The 16713-nt window shown below is 67.0% G+C and carries 17 protein-coding genes; 8 read left to right on the plus strand and 9 right to left on the minus strand.

The features are described from left to right. Positions 1 to 45 precede the first annotated feature (45 nt). The 3 genes from trxA to AB4Z10_RS05510 are packed head-to-tail and all read left to right on the plus strand — an operon-like array spanning position 46 to position 3034. Positions 46 to 945, plus strand: a complete 900-nt coding sequence (gene trxA / locus AB4Z10_RS05500; protein ID WP_441469367.1) for a thioredoxin — start codon at positions 46 to 48, stop codon at positions 943 to 945. A 23-nt stretch (positions 946 to 968) separates the two neighbouring features. Continuing rightward, complete coding sequence (locus AB4Z10_RS05505; protein ID WP_441469368.1) at positions 969 to 1640, plus strand: LON peptidase substrate-binding domain-containing protein; 672 nt, start codon at positions 969 to 971, stop codon at positions 1638 to 1640. Next, a complete protein-coding gene (locus AB4Z10_RS05510) occupies positions 1637 to 3034 on the plus strand; it encodes an MFS transporter (RefSeq protein ID WP_441469369.1) in 1398 nt (465 codons plus the stop codon). The genes AB4Z10_RS05505 and AB4Z10_RS05510 overlap by 4 nt, the downstream gene beginning before the upstream one ends. A gap of 16 nt (positions 3035 to 3050) precedes the next feature. Here the strand turns inward: AB4Z10_RS05510 and AB4Z10_RS05515 are convergent, their stop codons facing one another. From AB4Z10_RS05515 to AB4Z10_RS05530, 4 genes are all read right to left on the minus strand, one after another. Beyond that, complete coding sequence (locus tag AB4Z10_RS05515; protein ID WP_441469370.1) at positions 3051 to 4487, minus strand: homospermidine synthase; 1437 nt, start codon at positions 4485 to 4487, stop codon at positions 3051 to 3053. A gap of 150 nt (positions 4488 to 4637) precedes the next feature. Further along, positions 4638 to 5174: a GNAT family N-acetyltransferase gene (locus AB4Z10_RS05520; RefSeq protein WP_441469371.1), complete on the minus strand. Its 537-nt coding sequence runs from the start codon at positions 5172 to 5174 to the stop codon at positions 4638 to 4640. A gap of 228 nt (positions 5175 to 5402) precedes the next feature. After that, positions 5403 to 6548, minus strand: coding sequence for a type III PLP-dependent enzyme (locus AB4Z10_RS05525; protein WP_441469372.1), 1146 nt, complete (start codon positions 6546 to 6548; stop codon positions 5403 to 5405). Between the two features lie 573 nt (positions 6549 to 7121). Further along, a complete protein-coding gene (locus tag AB4Z10_RS05530; protein ID WP_441469373.1) occupies positions 7122 to 7682 on the minus strand; it encodes a glyoxalase superfamily protein in 561 nt (186 codons plus the stop codon). Between the two features lie 274 nt (positions 7683 to 7956). Here AB4Z10_RS05530 and AB4Z10_RS05535 point away from each other — a divergent pair, with 274 nt between their 5' ends. Then, positions 7957 to 9579: an OpgD/OpgG family glucan biosynthesis protein gene (locus AB4Z10_RS05535; protein WP_441469374.1), complete on the plus strand. Its 1623-nt coding sequence runs from the start codon at positions 7957 to 7959 to the stop codon at positions 9577 to 9579. A 16-nt stretch (positions 9580 to 9595) separates the two neighbouring features. Further along, entirely contained in the window at positions 9596 to 9868 is a 273-nt protein-coding gene (locus tag AB4Z10_RS05540; RefSeq protein ID WP_441469375.1) for a GNAT family N-acetyltransferase, read from the plus strand. A gap of 25 nt (positions 9869 to 9893) precedes the next feature. Here AB4Z10_RS05540 and AB4Z10_RS05545 read toward each other — a convergent pair whose 3' ends face one another. Together AB4Z10_RS05545 and AB4Z10_RS05550 are read right to left on the minus strand one after the other, a co-directional pair. Beyond that, on the minus strand, positions 9894 to 10361 hold the full coding sequence (locus AB4Z10_RS05545) for a Fur family transcriptional regulator (RefSeq protein ID WP_441469376.1): 468 nt from the start codon (positions 10359 to 10361) through the stop codon (positions 9894 to 9896). A 164-nt stretch (positions 10362 to 10525) separates the two neighbouring features. Then, positions 10526 to 11533 carry an LLM class flavin-dependent oxidoreductase gene (locus AB4Z10_RS05550; protein ID WP_441469377.1) on the minus strand — a complete coding sequence of 336 codons (1008 nt, stop codon included), beginning with the start codon at positions 11531 to 11533 and terminating at the stop codon, positions 10526 to 10528. Between the two features lie 188 nt (positions 11534 to 11721). Between AB4Z10_RS05550 and AB4Z10_RS05555 the strand changes: the two genes are divergently transcribed. Beyond that, entirely contained in the window at positions 11722 to 11898 is a 177-nt protein-coding gene (locus tag AB4Z10_RS05555; RefSeq protein WP_441469378.1) for a hypothetical protein, read from the plus strand. An 18-nt stretch (positions 11899 to 11916) separates the two neighbouring features. Here AB4Z10_RS05555 and serA read toward each other — a convergent pair whose 3' ends face one another. The 3 genes from serA to AB4Z10_RS05570 all read right to left on the minus strand — a co-directional run bounded on the left by serA (position 11917) and on the right by AB4Z10_RS05570 (position 14707). Beyond that, positions 11917 to 13176, minus strand: a complete 1260-nt coding sequence (gene serA, locus AB4Z10_RS05560; RefSeq protein WP_441469379.1) for a phosphoglycerate dehydrogenase — start codon at positions 13174 to 13176, stop codon at positions 11917 to 11919. A 96-nt stretch (positions 13177 to 13272) separates the two neighbouring features. Further along, positions 13273 to 13719 carry an NfeD family protein gene (locus AB4Z10_RS05565; RefSeq protein ID WP_441469380.1) on the minus strand — a complete coding sequence of 149 codons (447 nt, stop codon included), beginning with the start codon at positions 13717 to 13719 and terminating at the stop codon, positions 13273 to 13275. Positions 13720 to 13726: 7 nt separating this feature from the next. Then, positions 13727 to 14707 carry an SPFH domain-containing protein gene (locus AB4Z10_RS05570; RefSeq protein WP_441469381.1) on the minus strand — a complete coding sequence of 327 codons (981 nt, stop codon included), beginning with the start codon at positions 14705 to 14707 and terminating at the stop codon, positions 13727 to 13729. Positions 14708 to 14957: 250 nt separating this feature from the next. On the opposite strand from AB4Z10_RS05570, the gene AB4Z10_RS05575 reads away from it, so the two are divergent. Further along, positions 14958 to 15455 (plus strand): c-type cytochrome, encoded by a 498-nt coding sequence (locus tag AB4Z10_RS05575; protein ID WP_441469382.1) that lies wholly within the window; start codon positions 14958 to 14960, stop codon positions 15453 to 15455. A 197-nt stretch (positions 15456 to 15652) separates the two neighbouring features. After that, the gene (locus AB4Z10_RS05580) at positions 15653 to 16708 is read left to right on the plus strand and encodes an acyltransferase family protein (protein WP_441469383.1); all 1056 of its coding nucleotides are present in this window, start codon (positions 15653 to 15655) and stop codon (positions 16706 to 16708) included. The last annotated feature ends 5 nt before the right edge of the window (positions 16709 to 16713 follow it).

Here is a 16713-nt window from a genome sequence, read left to right on the forward strand (position 1 = left end):
CATCGGCGCGCCGGCGCCTCTACGAAGCATCACGAAGGGCGACCCATGCTGGTCAATGGCGAGGCGGCCGAGCAATCCGGCCTGATCAAAGACACCACGACGCAGGCCTTCCGCCAGGACGTCATCGCTGAATCGATGAAGCAGCCGGTGCTGATCGATTTCTGGGCCCCCTGGTGCGGCCCTTGCAAGCAGCTTACCCCTGTCATTGAGAAGGTCGTCAAGGCCGCCGGCGGCAAGGTCAAGCTCGTCAAGATGAACATCGACGAACACCCGCAGATCCCCGGCCAGCTCGGCATCCAGTCGATCCCCGCCGTCATCGCCTTCAAGCAGGGCCAGCCGATCGACGGCTTCATGGGCGCCCAGCCGGAAAGCCAGGTGAAGGCCTTCATCGAACGCCTGGTCGGCCCGATGGGCCCCGGCGCGACGGAGGAACTGATTGCGGCCGCGCAGGCCGCCGCCGAGGCGGGCGACCCGGCCGGCGCGAGCGAGCTCTATGCCGGCGTGCTCCAGGCCGAGCCCGACAACCTCGCCGCCATCGCGGGGCTGGCACGGCTGCACCTCGACACCGGCGATACCGAAGGCGCCAAAGGCATCCTCGCCATGACGCCGCAGGACAAGGCCGGCGACCCGGCCATCACGGCCTTGCGCGCCGCGATCGAGCTCGCCGAGCAGGCTGCCTCCCTCGGCGACACGGCGGAGCTCGAGGCAAAGGTCGCTGCCGATCCGAAGGATCACCAGGCGCGTTTCGACCTGGCGCTGGCGCTCAATGCCCGTGACAGACGCGACGACGCGGTCGACCATCTGATCGCCATCATCAAGGCCGACAGGAAGTGGAACGACGACGGTGCACGCAAGCAGCTGCTCCAGCTCTTCGAGGCCTGGGGCCCGATGGACGATGCAAGCGTTACCGGCCGCCGCAAGCTGTCGACCCTGTTGTTCTCCTGACCGCCGAGAGGACGGAACCGCGCATGGGCATGAACGCCGTCTATGAGGGGGCCGGGGATTGCCCTGAGGTGATCCCGCTCTTCCCCTTGAGCGGCGCGCTGCTCCTGCCGCGCGGCCAGATGCCGCTCAACATCTTCGAGCCGCGCTATCTCGCCATGATCGACGACGCGCTGAAAGGCGAGCGCGTCATCGGGATGATCCAGCCCGAGCCCGAGGTTGGCCGCCAGCCGGAGATCCCTCCGTTGCTCAAGGTCGGCTGCCTGGGCCGCATCACCCAGCTCGCAGAGACCGGCGACGGGCGCTACATCGTCACCCTGACCGGGATCAGCCGGTTCCGGCTGCTGGACGAACTGTCGGTCACCACGGCCTATCGGCAGGCACGGGTCGACTACCAGCCCTTCGCCGCCGATTTTGTCGCCCGTACCGGCGAAGAGGAAGTCGACCGCAAGGGCCTGCTCAAGGCGCTCAAAGACTTCGCCAAGGCGAACGACCTCAAGATCGACTGGAAGGGCGTCAACGAGGCGCCGAACGAGGCCCTGGTCAACGCGCTCTCGATGATGTGTCCGTTCGGACCGCGGGAAAAGCAGGCCCTGCTCGAGGCGCGGACGCTGAAGGACCGGGCCGAGGTACTGGTCGCGATCACCGAGATCGAGCTTGCCCGCGGCGGCAGTGATCCGGACACCACCCTGCAGTGACCGTATCCACGCCGCCCGCCGAAGCCCCGCCGAAAGTTTGGCCGCCGCGCAGCGCGGTCACGGCGTGGCTGTTCTTCGACTGGGCGGCGCAGCCCTTCTTCACGCTGATCACCACCTTCGTCTTCGCGCCCTTCTTCGCCTCGGCGCTCGCGAAGGATGCGGCCGCCGGCCAGGCCCTCTGGGGCTATGCCACCGGCTTTGCCGGCTTCTGCATCGCCCTGCTCTCGCCCCTGCTCGGCGGCATCGCGGACAGGACCGGGCCGCGCAAGCCCTGGATCGCGGCTTTCGGCGCGCTGCTCGTCATCGGCTCGGCCATGCTCTGGTTCGCCGTGCCGGGCTCGGCTTCGGCGGTGCCGATCGCGCTCGCCGGCTTCATCGTCGCGACGGTCGGCGCGGAGTTCGCCACCACCTTCAACAACGCGATGATGACGCGGCTGGTGCCACCGGAGCGCCTCGGCTGGCTCTCCGGAACCGGCTGGGCCATCGGCTATCTCGGCGGGCTCTTGTCGCTCGCGATCACGCTCGGCCTTCTCGCGGCGGAACCTCAGACCGGCAAGACGCTGGCGGGCATCGCGCCGATCTTAGGGCTCGATGCGGCCGCGCGCGAGGGCGACCGCTTCTCCGGCCCGCTCACCGCACTATGGTTCGTGGTCTTCGTCACGCCGATGTTCCTGTTCACGCCGGATTCCAGCAAGACGGGCCTGAGCCTCGCCGAAGCGGCAAAAGGCGGCGTCGGGCGGCTGAAGGCTACGCTGGCCGAGTTGCCGAAGCTGCCTTCGCTCGGCCGCTTCCTGCTCGCCAACATGATCTACCAGGATGCGCTGGTCGCCCTCTTCGCCTTCGGCGGCATCTATGCGGCCGGCGTCTTCGGCTGGCAGACCATCGAGCTCGGCATCTTCGGGATACTGCTCACCGTCACCGGCACGCTTGGCGCCTGGCTCGGCGGCAAGCTCGACGACACCATCGGCGGCAAGCCGGTGATTCTGGGCTCGATCGCCTGCCTGCTCTTTGCCTGCCTGGGCATCCTCTCGCTCAGTGCAGACCATATCCTGTTCGTGATCCCGGCCGCCCCGCACGCACCCGGCGACGGGCTCTACGCAACGCTGCCGGAGCGGGTCTATCTCGGCCTCGGCTTGCTGATCGGCCTCGTTGCCGGACCATTGCAGGCCGCTTCGCGCAGCCTGATGGCGCGGCTCGCTCCACCCGGCCGCATCGGCGAGTTCTTCGGGCTGTTCGCCCTGTCAGGCAAGGTCACGTCCTTTATGGGCCCGACGCTGGTCGCGCTGGCGACAAGCGCCTTCTCCAGCCAGCGTGCCGGGCTTGCCGTCCTGATCGTCTTCTTCCTGGCGGGCGCGGCGTTGCTCGCCGGCGTCACAGTGAAACGGGCGCCGTAGCGCCCGTTTCGGTTCCTCAGCGAACCAGGATGTTCCGGAACTGCCAGGGATCGCTGGTATCGATATCCTCCGGGAACAGGCCCGGGCGGCCATCGAGCGGCGTCCAGTCGGTGTAGTAGCCCTTCACCGGCCCGAGATAAGGCTGCTGGATCTCGAGGCAGCGATTGTAATCGAGCTCCTCGACCTCGACGATGCCGGCGCGCGGGTTCTCCAGCGCCCAGACCATGCCGGCCAGCACGGAAGAGGTGACCTGCAGGCCGGTCGCGGTCTGATAGGGCGCGAGCGAACGCGCCTCCTCGGTCGAGAGCTGCGAGCCGAACCAGTAGGCGCCCTTGTCGTGGCCGTAGAGCAGCACGCCGAGCTCATCGATGCCGTCGACGACCTCCTTCTCCTCGAGGATGTGGTGCTCCTCCTGCGGCCGGCCGGCATTGCCGAACATCTCGTGCAGCGAGAGCACGGCATCGTTCGCCGGGTGGTAGGCGTAATGGCAGGTCGGCCGGTAGGTCGCCTTGCCGGTCTCGTCGCGCACGGTGAAATAATCCGCGATCGAAATCGACTCGTTATGCGTGACCAGGAAGCCGTACTGCGCGCCCGGTGTCGGGCACCAACTGCGGACCTTGGTCTCGGCGCCGGCCTGCATCAGATAGATCGCCGCTTGCGAGCCTGTCTCGTGACCATGGGCATTCGCCGGCATCCACTTCTCGTGGGTGCCCCAGCCGAGCTCGGCCGGCTGAACGGCCTCGGCGATGAAGCCCTCGACAGACCAGGTGTTGACGAAGACGTTCGGCGGCTTCGGGTTCCGCGAGCGCTGCGTGTCGCGCTCGGCGATGTGGATGCCCTTGACGCCGACGCGGTGCATCAGCGCCGCCCATTCCTCGCGGGTGATCGGCTGCGTCGCATTGAGGCGCATGTCGGCGGCGAGGTTCGTCAACGCCCGCTTCACCAGCGAGGAGACCATGCCGGGGTTGGCGCCGCAGCAGGAGACCGCCGTCGGCGTGCCGGCCGGCCGCGCTCGCTTGGCGGCAAGCGTCATCTCGCGCAGCGCATAGTTCGAGCGCTCGGCCGGCCCCTTGCTGTCGTCGAAATAGAAGCCGAGCCAGGGTTCGTTGACCGTATCGATATAGAGCGCGCCGAGGCTGGAGGCGAACTCCATCAGGTCGCGCGAGCCGGTGTCGCAGGACAGGTTCACGCAGAAGCCCTGCCCGCCGCCGGCGGTCAGCAGCGGCTCCAGGATTTCCTTGTAGTTAGCCGGCGTCAGCGCTTCCTGGATGAAGCGGATGCCACGCTCGTCGAGGAGATGGCGGTTGGAATCATCTGGAGCAATGACGACGAAGCGGCTCTTGTCGAACTTGAAGTGCCGTTCGAGCAGCGGCAGCGTACCGCGGCCGATCGAGCCGAAGCCGATCATCACGATCGGGCCGGTGATCTCGCCGTAGACGGGCCAATTCGTCATTCTCTGTAACTCCTGGGTTCTGGGGATAAAAAGGTCGAAAGGGTCGTATGAGCGCAAAATCGCGCCGTCAATCGCCTGGGACGCCTTCCACGCGGGTGAGCGCATGGAAAGCGCCGGGCGATGACGGCGCGATGACGAATGTCTGAAGCGTCAGGCGGCCTGCGCCACCTCTTGCACTTCGAAGGCCGCGGGAATGGCAACGCCAGTGGCGACCAGCACGCCGCTTGCACTGTCGAGCGCGCCATCGCGCAGCTCGATGGCGAGGAAGCGCTCGCGCTCGACCGGGCCGGGCATGGCGAGCCCGCGCGTCAGCGCCGGATCGAAGCCGAAGCGGGCGTAGTAGGGCGCGTCGCCGACAAGGATGACGGCGCCGTGCCCGCGGCAGGCGGCGCGCCAGAGCGCCTCGCGCATCATCGCCTTGCCCAGCCCTTCGCCCTGCAGCTCGGGCTTGACCGCCAGCGGGCCGAGCAGCAGCGCCGGCACGCCATTGGCCTCCACATGCCAGAGCCGGACGGTCGCCAGCAGTTCGCCGTCGCGTTCGGCGGTCAGGGCCAGGCCCTCGGCCGGCAGACGGCCCTCGCGCAGGCGCTCGCTGGACTTGGCGGTGCGGCGCTCGCCGAGGCAACGGTCGAGCAGCGCCTCGCGGGCGGGAATGTCGGTGGCGAGCTCGTCGCGGATCGTGATCATGACGCACCTCCTGCCGGAGCGCCTGCTTTCACGCAGACCTTCCCGGCGCCGCGCGAGCGCGGCCACAAGCGGATGGGTTGTGTGGAAGGGGGTCCGGCGGGAGCCACGCCCGCATCTCCGTTCTGGAGATACGAACGCTCCGCCCGTTTGACCGGGCAGCCTGCCGTCTCAGACAGGGCGCTTCGCCGGACCCGATAGTTGAGGAAGGAGCTCGCGCTCCTTCCGACGTCAGATGACGTACTGCTTCAGCGGCGGGAAGCCATTGAAGGCGACGGCCGAATAGGTCGTCGTATAGGCGCCCGTGCCCTCGATCAGCACCTTGTCGCCGATCTCCAGCGAGAAGGGCAGCATGTACGGGGTCTTCTCGTACATGACGTCGACCGAGTCGCAGGTCGGACCGGCGAGCACGCATGGGACGGTCGCATCGCCATCGCGCGTCGTGCGGATGGGGTAGCGGATCGCCTCGTCCATGGTCTCGGCGAGACCGTTGAACTTGCCGATGTCGAGATAGACCCAGCGGACCTCGTCCGACTCGGCCTTCTTCGAGATCAGCACGACCTCGGCCTCGATCAGGCCGGCCTCACCGACCATCCCGCGGCCCGGCTCGATGATCGTCTCGGGCAGCTGGTTGCCGAAATGCTTCGACAGCGCCCGGAAGATCGCGTCGCCATAGGACGGCACGCCCGGAATCGGCTTCAGGTAGCGCGCCGGGAAGCCGCCGCCGAGGTTGACCATCGACAGCGAGATGCCACGGGTAGCGCATTCCTTGAAGATCGCCGAGGCCGAGGCCAGGGCGGAATCCCAGGCATTCACATTCGCCTGCTGCGAGCCGACGTGGAACGAGATGCCATAGGCCAGCAGGCCGAGGCGATGGCCGTGCTCGAGCACGTCCGCGGCCATTTCGGGCACGCAGCCGAACTTGCGCGAAAGAGGCCAGTCGGCGCCGGCGCCGTCGCAGAGGATGCGGCAGAAAATGCGCGCATCCTTCGTGCCGGTCTTCTCGGCGGAACGGGCGACCTTCTCGACTTCGGCCGTGCAGTCGACGGCGAAGAGGCGCACGCCGAGCTCCATGGCGCGCGCGACGTCGCGCTCCTTCTTGATGGTGTTGCCGAAGGAGATGCGGTCGGCGGTAGCGCCGGCAGCCAGCGCGAGCTCGATCTCGACGACCGAAGCGCAGTCGAAGCAGGAGCCGAGCTTGGCCAGCAGGGCAAGCACCTCCGCCGCCGGGTTCGCCTTCACCGCGTAGAAGACGCGGGTGTCGGGCAGCGCACGGGCGAAGGCATGATAATTCTCGCGCACGACATCGGTGTCGATGACGACGCAGGGCCCGTCCTCACGTCGGGTGCGAAGAAACTCACGGATGCGGTCGGTCATGAGACGCGACTCCCCTACGACGCAAGCGGCGTCGATGCGATGTATCGCCGGAATGAGTCGTTCGCGGTCGCAAGGCGCTGTGGAGACGCCTGCTACAGCGGACGAAACGTCCGGACCCGAAACACCGTTCGATTGGGGAAAACCCCGCACGGCCGGCAATGAAGGACAAGCCTCTTCGGTGCCGGCCTGTGGAAAGCCGGCGAGACCAAAAAAGCCCGCTCCGTCGTTGCTTTAAGCTGCGTCCCCCGTGGAGATTCGGGGTTCGCCGGTTTTGCCTCCGGCTGCTGGTCTGTGTCGGGGAACAATCTCCTTGCGGAGACTGGGAGGCGTGATTTGAGGGATGTCCATCCCCTCCATCCGTCCTCCAACCCCTGGCGGCTGTCCGGCCTCTTGTCCGAATGCCCACCGACCAGCACGCGGCCACAGGCACGTGCGAATTGGGTGAAGGCGATATACGGACCGCGACTCCCGACTACAAGTGTTTTGTGAGCCCGGAGCCGCATTTTTTTGCAGGGCCGATCCGCACCCGGGCCAGAGCGGGTTCACGGCCGAAACCGCTTCGCTGGCTATGGGTTAGTCGCGCTTCTCGCAGAAGCGGATCCGGTTGCCGAACGGGTCCGGCACTTCAAGCGTCCGGCCACCCGGCCCGTCCTCCTGAATGCCCGGCCGCGAATAGGAATAGCGCTTGCCGATCAGCTCGGCGCGATAGGCGTCGACGCCCTGCATCCAGACGAAGACGGTCGAGCCGGGGCTCGCGTCGCCGTGATGCTCCGAGAGATGGAGCTGCAGCCCGGAGCGCGACACCTGCATATAGAGCGGCATGTCCGGCCCGAAGCGATGGTCCCAGTCCATCGAGAAGCCGAGGAAGTCGAGATAGAATTGCTTCGCCTTGGCCTCGTCGAAGATCCTGAGGACGGGAATCCCCATCTGCAGGCGCACCGCTTCATCCGTCGCCGCGGCCGACACATCGGGCGCAGCCTCGCCGATCTTTGCCGCCAGCACGTTCCAGTCGTCATAGCCGAACTGGCGCGCCACGATTTCCAGCGCTTCGGAATGGGAAAGCGGCACCTGCCTGGCGACCATGGTCTCGCGCAGGCTTTTCGCCATCAGCTTCGCATCGCGGAAGCTACGCATCGTCGTGATCCTTCTCGCTGCGGACGGTGGGATCGGGGCTCGCCTTGCCGATATCCGTCCACGAGTCGATCGGGATCAGGACAGGGACTTGAGGGATGCGTTCACCTTGCCCTTTAGGGCGCGAGCGGCTGGCCGCATCCGGCCGGTCGCGAAGGTTGCGATATCTTCATCTCCTGTCAATGGCGGATGCCCTAGACCGGCCCTATTTGATGGCCTTAAGTCTTGGCTGCCGCCTATTTTGCGCAGCCGACGCGACGGGGAAGACGGACCACGCATGACCACGACAGATCGCCGCCGGGTTTTGGGCGGACTCTCAGCCGCGCTCTGCCTCTCGGCAGCGCCCTCCGTCCTTTTGGCGCAGCAGCCGCGGCCTCAGACACCGCCGCCGCAAGGTCAGCCGCAGACGCCGCCTCCTCAGAACGCGGCGCCGCAGCCGCGCTTCAGCTTCGAGGACGTGCAGCGCCGGGCACGCGAGATCGCTGCCGTCGCCTATGAGCCGAGCGCGAGCCTGCCCGAGGCGCTGGCGAAGCTCGACTACGATTCCTGGCGCGACATCCGCTTCCGGCCGGAGCGGGCGCTGCTGGCGCAGAACGGCTCGCCCTTCCGCATGCAGATGTTCCATCCGGGCTTCCTGTTCACCCGGCCGGTCACGGTGAACGTGGTGCGCGACGGCGTGCCGACCCCTGTGCCCTATGCCGCCAACCTATTCGATTACGGCAAGGTCAAGTTCGACAAGCCTTTGCCGGTCAATCTCGGCTTCGCCGGCTTCCGCCTGCACTTTCCTCTCAACGACCCCCGCGTCTTCGACGAGCTGATCTCTTTCATCGGCGCGAGCTATTTCCGCGTGCTCGGTCGCGGCCAGCGCTACGGCCTCTCGGCACGCGGGCTGTCGATCGGCGCGGGCACCGCGAGCGAAGAGTTCCCGATCTTCCGTGAATTCTGGATCGAGCAGCCTGCCGCCGATGCCGAGCGCGTCATCATCCACACGCTGCTCGATTCCCCCTCGGTGACCGGCGCCTTCCGCTTCACCATCTATCCCGATCTCGACACGGTGATCGATGTCGCGGCAACACTTTATCCGCGCGTGCCGATCGAGAAGCTCGGACTCGCGCCGCTGACCTCGATGTTCTTCACGGGGGAGAACGACCGCCGCTTCTTCGACGACTTCCGCAGCGAACTGCACGATTCGGACGGGCTGATGATCCATTCCGGCAGCGGCGAATGGATCTGGCGCCCGCTGCGCAATCCCAAGCAGCAGGCCGTCTCCTCCTTCGTCGAGCGCAATGTCCGCGGCTTCGGCCTGATGCAGCGCGACCGCACCTTCGAGCATTATCAGGATCTCGACCTCGCCTATGAGCTGCGCCCGTCCTACTGGATCGAGCCGCAGGGCGACTGGGGCGAAGGCGTCGTCGAGCTGATCGAGATGGCGACCGCGGACGAGACCAACGACAATATCGTTGCGCTCTGGGCGCCGAAGACACCGCTCGAACCCGGCCGCGAATTCTCCTTCGCCTACAAGCTCACCGCCATGCTCGATTCCAGCGATCTGCATCCGGGCGGCCGGGTGATCAACACCTACCAGGCCAAGCCAAAGGCGCTGGGTTCGGGCGAGCCTGTGACGGAGGGCGCCCGGCGCTTCATTGTCGATTTCGCCGGTGGCGACCTCGATTATCACGTCAAGCAGCCCGAAAAGGTCGAGATCGTGCCATCGATCGCCTATGGCCGGATCGACCGCGCCTTCATTGTGCCGAACCAGAAGACCAAGGGTTTCCGCGCCTTCATCGACGTGGTGGTCGAGCCTGGCCAGCTGGCCGAGATGCGGGCCTTCCTAAGGAGCGGCGGCAAAGCGCTCACCGAAACCTGGAGCTACCCCTGGCGCTCCGAAGCGCAAGGCTGATCTGGAGGAGCCGACCATGGACGTCGTCGAGAATCCCGAACAGAACCGGTTCGAGCTGTCGCTCGACGGCGGCACGGCCATCGTCGCCTACCGGCAGGACGGCAACCGGCTCGTGCTGATCCATACCGAGGTGCCCGAGCAGTTCGCCGGGCAGGGCATCGGCTCGCGGCTCGCGAAGGGCGTCTTCGAGCTGATCCGGGCGAGCGGACGCAAGGCGGTGGTCCGCTGCGAGTTCCTCAAGGGCTGGATCGCGAAGCATCGCGAATACGACGACATCATCGACGGCTAAAAGCATCGGCCTAGGCCGCAGCGCGTCAGCTCTGCTTGCGGCTCTTGCGCACCGCCGGCGTCTTGGCCGGTTGCTTCTTGCGGCCATAAAGCTCCAGCCGGTGCCGGACGAGCTCATAGCCGAGCTCGGCGGCGATACGCCGCTGCAGCTCCTCGATCGCGTCCGAGGAGAATTCGATCACCTCGCCGGAATCGATGTCGATCAGATGGTCGTGATGCTCCTGGCCGGCATGCTCGTAGCGCGAGACGCCGTCCTCGAAAGCGTGGCGTTCGATCGCCCCTTGCGACTCCAGCACCTTCATCGTGCGGTAGACGGTCGAGAGCGAGAGCGTCGGATCGAGGGCGAAGGCACGGGTGAAAATGCCTTTCGCATCGGGGTGATCATCCGCCTCCGCCAACACGCGCAGGATCAGCCGCCGCTGCTGCGTCATGCGCAGCCCGGCTCCCTTGAGCTGGCTTTCGAAAACGGCAACGCGCCGGTCCACTTCGATCATGTCACGGAGATACCGCGAACGAGCGAATTTGCAAATTCGCCTATACGATAATCACTCTCATTTGCATTATTATTGCAAATGCTTTGCTATCGCAACGACTGTCGCGGCCGTCATGCTGCGCAACATCGCGCAGCATGACGGTGCCTTCGGCAGGCCTGCCGTTCTCAGGCTGCGCCCCGAACCGCGCCGAGATCGGCCGCGATTCCCGCCACCAACTCGAAGGAGCGCTTGCGCTTCTCGTGGTCGAAGATCGGCGCGGTGATCATGATTTCGTCGGCGCCGGTCTCGCGGATGAAGGCTCCGAGCGAACGCTTCAGCGTCTCCGGCGAGCCGATGAAGGCATAGCGCAGCATCTGCGAGACATGCGCCTTCTCCGCCGGCGACCAGTACTGCTCGATATCGTCGATCGGCGGCTGCAGCTTGCCGCGTGCGCCGCGGACCATGCCGACGAAGCGCTGCTGCAGCGAGGTCGCGAGATGGCGCGCCTCCTCATCGGTCTCTGCGGCGACGACATTGATGCCCGGCATGGCATAGGACGCCGCAAGCTGCTCCGACGGCTTGAAGCGCTCGCGATAGACGGCGAGCGCCTGCAGCAGCGCATCCGGCGCGAAATGCGAAGCAAAGGAATAGGGCAGGCCGAGCTCGGCGGCGAGCTGCGCGCCGAACAGGCTGGAACCGAGGATCCAGAGCGGGACGTTCAGCCCCTCCCCCGGCACGGCACGGATCGCCTGGTTGGGACCGGCCGGCGCGAACAGCGCCTGCAGCTCGAGCACGTCCTGCGGGAAGCTGTCGGAAGACATCGGGCTGCGCCGCAGCGCCCTGAGCGTGAGCTGGTCGGTGCCGGGCGCGCGGCCGAGACCGAGATCGATGCGGCCGGGGAAGAGCGCCTCCAGCGTGCCGAACTGCTCGGCGATGACGAGGGGCGCATGGTTCGGCAGCATGATGCCGCCGGCGCCGATCCGCATCGTGCTGGTCGCCGCCGCGAGCTGGCCGATGACGACCGAGGTCGCCGCACTCGCGATGCCGACCATGTTGTGGTGCTCGGCCACCCAGTAGCGGCTGTAGCCGAGCTTCTCGGCGTGACGCGCCAGATCGATCGACTTGAGCAGCGCCTGGCGCGGCCCCTCCCCTTCGACGACGGGAACGAGATCGAGGACGGAGATCGCGACCATGGCGGCCCTGCTGGCTGGCGCCGGACGACCGCCGGCGGGAAGGCTGAGCTTCACCAGATGGGAAGGCTGCGCGCCCTGGTCCAGAGGCAGGCCCGCTTCGTCATGGCGCGCCTGCGCTGGCGTTCTGGCGGAACGCCCATCGCCCTGCGGCGTTGATCTGCAAAGCCATCCGCGCCGAAGGAGAGACCATGAACACAACAGCCAATCCGGCCAAGGAAAGCCTGCGCAAGGAGCAGAAGGAACAGCGCAAGGCCGAGCGCGAGCACGGCAAGGACGCTGAGCTCGACCGGGCGCTGAGGGACACCTTCCCCGCCAGTGACCCCGTCGCGGTGGAAACGCCGACCAAACCGGGGGGGCGCGACTGAGATGCCTTCCCCGGCGCGTCAGTCGCGCTGATAGAGCAGCCGAGCGCGGATCGTGCCGTCGAGGGCACGGATCTCGCGCAGGATGTCCCGCGCCTCTGTGATCGAAACCTTGTCGGCCTCGATGACGACATAACCGACCTCGCCGTCGGTATGGTAGTTCTGCGCGGCAATGTTGACCTGCCGGTTCGCGAAGACGTCGTTGAGGCGCCGCAGCATGCCCGGCACGTTGCGCTGGACATGAATGAAGCGCGTGCCCACAGCGCGGACCGGAATCTGCACCTGCGGAAAGTTCACCGCGCCGACCGTCGAGCCGACATCGGAATAGTCGACGAGCTTGCGCGCAACCTCCGCGCCGATGCGCTCCTGCGCTTCCTCGGTCGAGCCGCCGATATGCGGCGTCAGGATCACGTTGGCGCAGCCTTGCAGCGGCGAGACGAAGCGTTCCGCGTTGGAGGCGGGTTCGACCGGGAAGACATCGACCGCGGCACCTGCCAGATGACCGCTGTTCAGCGCCGCCGCGACCGCGTCGAGATCGACGACGGTGCCGCGCGAGTTGTTGATGAGGTAGGCGCCCTTCTTCATCTTGGCGACCTGGGCGGCGCCGATCATGCCGGCGGTCTGCGGCGTCTCCGGCACATGCAGCGAAACGATGTCGGCTGCAGCGAGCAGGGCGTTCAGGCTCTTCGTCGGCTCGGTGTTGCCGTGCCGCAGCCTATCGGTGTGATCGTAGTAGATCACGCGCATGCCCATCGCCTCGGCGAGCGTCGAGAGCTGGCTGCCGATATTGCCGTAGCCGACGATGCCGAGCGTCTTGCCGCGCACCTCGAAGGAGCCGTTGGCCGACTTGTCCCAGCCGCCATCATGAGCCGAGCGCGAGCGGTCCGGAATACGCCGGAGCAGCATCACGATCTCGCCGATGGTGAGCTCCGCGACGCTGCGGGTGTTGGAGAACGGCGCGTTGAAGACCGGCACGCCCTGCTGGCGCGCCGCCTCGAGATCGACCTGATTGGTGCCGACCGAGAAGCAGCCGACGGCAAAGAGCCGGTCGGCAGCGGCGAAGACCTCCGGAGTGAGATGCGTGCGCGAGCGGATGCCGAGCACATGCACGCCCTGGATCGCCTTGAGCAGCGCCTCGCGGTCGAGCGCCTTGGGCAGCCGCTCCAGATTGGAGTAGCCGGCCTGCTCCAGCAGTTCGACGGCGGAATCGTTGATACCTTCCAGCAGCAGGACCTTGATGCGGTCCTTCGGAAGGGAAAGGCGTTCGCTGAGGCTGGTCATGGTGGCTGCGCTCGTGAAGGAGCGGTTGCTATAGTCCTCATGGCGCGCGAGGGAAACGCTTTCCGTGCAGGTCCGCGGCGAAAACGCTTGGCAGACTCACGCCTTCTCGACCACCAGCGTCGCGCCCTCGACCCGCACCACCTTGATCTCCGTGCCCGCCAGAAACTCCGGCCCGATCACGCGCCAGGAGGAATCGCCGACGCGGATGCGACCCTCGCCGCCGGTCATCGTCGCCTCCAGCCTGAAAACCTTGCCGATCAGCTGGCGGCCGCGATCGTTGAGCCCGGTCGCGGCGTCCGGTTCCTCGCTCCGGCGGCGCGTCAGCAACCGCCCCGCGGCGACGCAGGCGACGGCGAGGATCGCGAAAACGATGCAGGCCGCCTGCCAGCCGAAACCGAGGACGCCGACCACCGCGCCGGTGACCAGCGCGGCCACGCCGAGCCAGATCAGGAAGACGCCGGGTGCCAGCATCTCCCCGCCGATCAGCAGCAGGCCGAGGATCGCCCAGAGCCAGCCGCTATGTGTCATCAGCCAGTCCGGCATGACCACCTCAGACGCCCGTCCGGCCCGAAGCCGGCACCGAGCCGGAGCCGCGGCGCTCGGCCACCGCCTCCTCGCCGAAGACGGCCTTGGTGAGCTGGGCGATGCCGCCGACCGTGCCGGCGAGCGCGGCGGCCTCGATCGGTACGATCACCACCTTGCTGTTCTGGCTCGAGGCGATCGCCTTCAGCGCATCGGTGTAACGCTCGGCGATCAGGAAGTTGGCGGCCTGGATGTCGCCGCGGCCGATCGCCTCCGAGACCATGGCGGTCGCGGCCGCCTCGGCTTGCGCCAGCCTTTCGCGCGCCTCAGCATCGCGCAGAGCCGCCTCCTTGCGGCCCTCGGCGGCGAGGATCTGCGACTGCTTCTGGCCCTCGGCCTTGAGGATTTCGGCTTGTCGCAGGCCTTCGGCCTCCAGCACGGCGGCGCGCTTCTCGCGCTCCGCCTTCATCTGCCGGTTCATCGCGCCGGCGATATCGGCCGGCGGCAGGATGTCCCGGATTTCGATACGGGTCACTTTGACGCCCCAGGGCGAGGCGGCGGCGTCCATGACGCGCAGCAGCCGCTCGTTGATCTCGTCGCGATGCGACAGGAGCTGGTCGAGGTCCATCGAGCCGACCACGGTGCGGATATTGGTCATGGTCAGGACCATCAGCGCATCATTCAGCGACGAGACCTCGTAGCAGGCCTTGGCAGCGTCGAGCACCTGGAAGAAGGCGGCGGCATCGATGCGAACGCCGGCATTGTCCTTGGTGATCGCTTCCTGCGAGGGAATGTCGAGCACCTGCTCCATGACGTTCACCTTGTGCCCGATGCGGTCGATATAGGGCACGATCAGGCCAAGGCCCGCGCTCAGCGTGCGCGAATAGCGGCCGAAACGCTCGACGGTGTAGTTGTAGCCCTGTGGGACTGTGCGGACGCCGCGCGCGATCGTCAGGACGACCAGCGCCACGACGACGATGACGGCGATATTGTAGCCCGACAGTTCCATCCCACACCCCTTGCGGCGGCGACCGGCCCGGCCTCCGACGACGCCCAAACTGGCGGTTGCCGCGAGCGGATGCAAGCTGCGGGCGTGGTCAGGAGCTGCCTTGCGCTGGCTGGCCTTCGCCATCGGACGGGGCGACCGCGAACGTCATGCTCGCCCTGGTGGCGGACATCGGGTAGCATCAACCGGCCTGAGCATAACGGTTGCCCGGCACGAAGCGATGGCCGGGCCGCATCCCGCGCGGGAGGGCGCCATGCGATTCATCGCCGGTTTCATCACAGCCTTCATCGCCCTGGCCATCGCCGGACTCGCAGTTGTCTTCAGCGGCGTCGTCAATATTGCCGCCAGCGAGCCGCACAGCGCTCCGGTGTTCTTCCTGCTGCAGACCGCCATGCGTCAATCGGTGGCCCGCCAGGCGGCCAGGGTGCCGGCGCCGGCACCGTCCGCGGACATTGCCCGCGGGTTCCGTCTCTACAACGAGACCTGCGTTTACTGCCACGGCGGCCCCGGGAAAGACCCGGTCGATATCGGCAAGGGCCTCAATCCAGAGCCGCCGTTCCTGCCGGACACGATCCAGCGCTGGAGCGCCGCCGAGATCTTCTGGATCGTCAAGAACGGTGTTCGGATGACAGGCATGCCGGCCTTCGCGGAGTCCCACAGCGACGACGAGCTGCGGGCCGTCGTCGCCTTCGTGCAGAAACTGCCGGGCATGTCGGCGGAGCAATATGCCGCCTATGAGAAGGAGCAGTGAGCCTCATCCCCACGAAACCTTGATGATCTCAAACCGATGCGGCCGGCCCGCGCAAGCCATGGCCGCTCGGGACAAGGCAGGGCGCGAAGCCGCGCGCGCCCTTGCCGAAAGCTTAACGGCACCCGATCCTATCCGGACGCAATCATAACCCCCTGCTAAGCCGGCCGTGCGAGGCTCCGGTTGGAGGAACCGGCATCATGGCTGAAACGACTGCATCGCCCCAGCGCCCGGCCGGCGGCCGCATCGGCTGGGTCGATACGGGCAAGGGCATCTGCATCATCCTGGTCGTGCTGATGCATGTGGCCGGCGGGCTCGAAGGCGCCACGGGGCAGGAGAGCTGGATCGATCCGCTGATCGCCTGGGCGAAACAGTTCCGCATGCCCGGCCTGTTCCTGCTCTCGGGGCTGTTCGTGCCGCGCCTCGTCGGCCTCGGCTGGAGCGCCTTCGACGATCGCAAGATCGTGCCGCTCGCCTATTTCTATCTGCTCTGGTTCAGCATCAACACGTTGATGCGCTCCCCGCCCTGGGGTGAGGCAGGCCTCTCGGGCTTCGTGCAGAACTATGCGCTGGGCCTCGTCGACCCCTTCGGCGTGCTCTGGTTCATCTATCTGCTCGCCATCTTCTTCGTCGTCGCCAAGGCGGTGTGGCGCTGCCGCCGCGTCGCGCTGATGATGGCCGCGCTGCTGGCGATGGCACCGCTGAGCACCGGCTGGATGGTGCCCGACCAGTTCACCGCCTATTTCGTCTTTTTCCTCGCCGGCGCCGTGTTCTCGGCCGAGATCCGCGCCGCCGCCGACCGGGCCGCGGACCATAGTGGCAAGACCTTTCTGTTCTGGGCCGGCTGGTTCGCCGTCAGCGCCCTGGCCACGCCCTTCCTCGGCCACGACGTAGAGATGGCACCACTGGGCGTGCATCTGCTGCTGGGTGTCGCAGGCGTCGCCGGGATCCTGCTCAGCGCGGTGCTGCTGGCCGGGCGCCTGCCCTGGCTCGACTATTGCGGGCGCAACTCCCTGCCGATCTACCTCGCCTTCTTCCTGCCGATGGTGATCGGCCGGACCGTGCTGCTGCGCTCGGGCATCCCGCTCGATCCCGGCGTCGCCGCGCTGCTGCTGACGGCGATCTCCGTCGCCGTGCCGCTGCTGATGCACCGGCTTGTCAGGGGCACGCCCCTGGCCTTCCTGTTCGCGCGCCCGGCCTGGCTCGGCCTGCGGCCGCGCGCGGCCGGGCAGCGGGAGCTCGGCTCCTCGCTCTGACCGAC

The organism is Allobosea sp. RAF48, from assembly GCF_052114025.1.
Classification (GTDB): Bacteria; Pseudomonadota; Alphaproteobacteria; order Rhizobiales; family Beijerinckiaceae; genus Allobosea.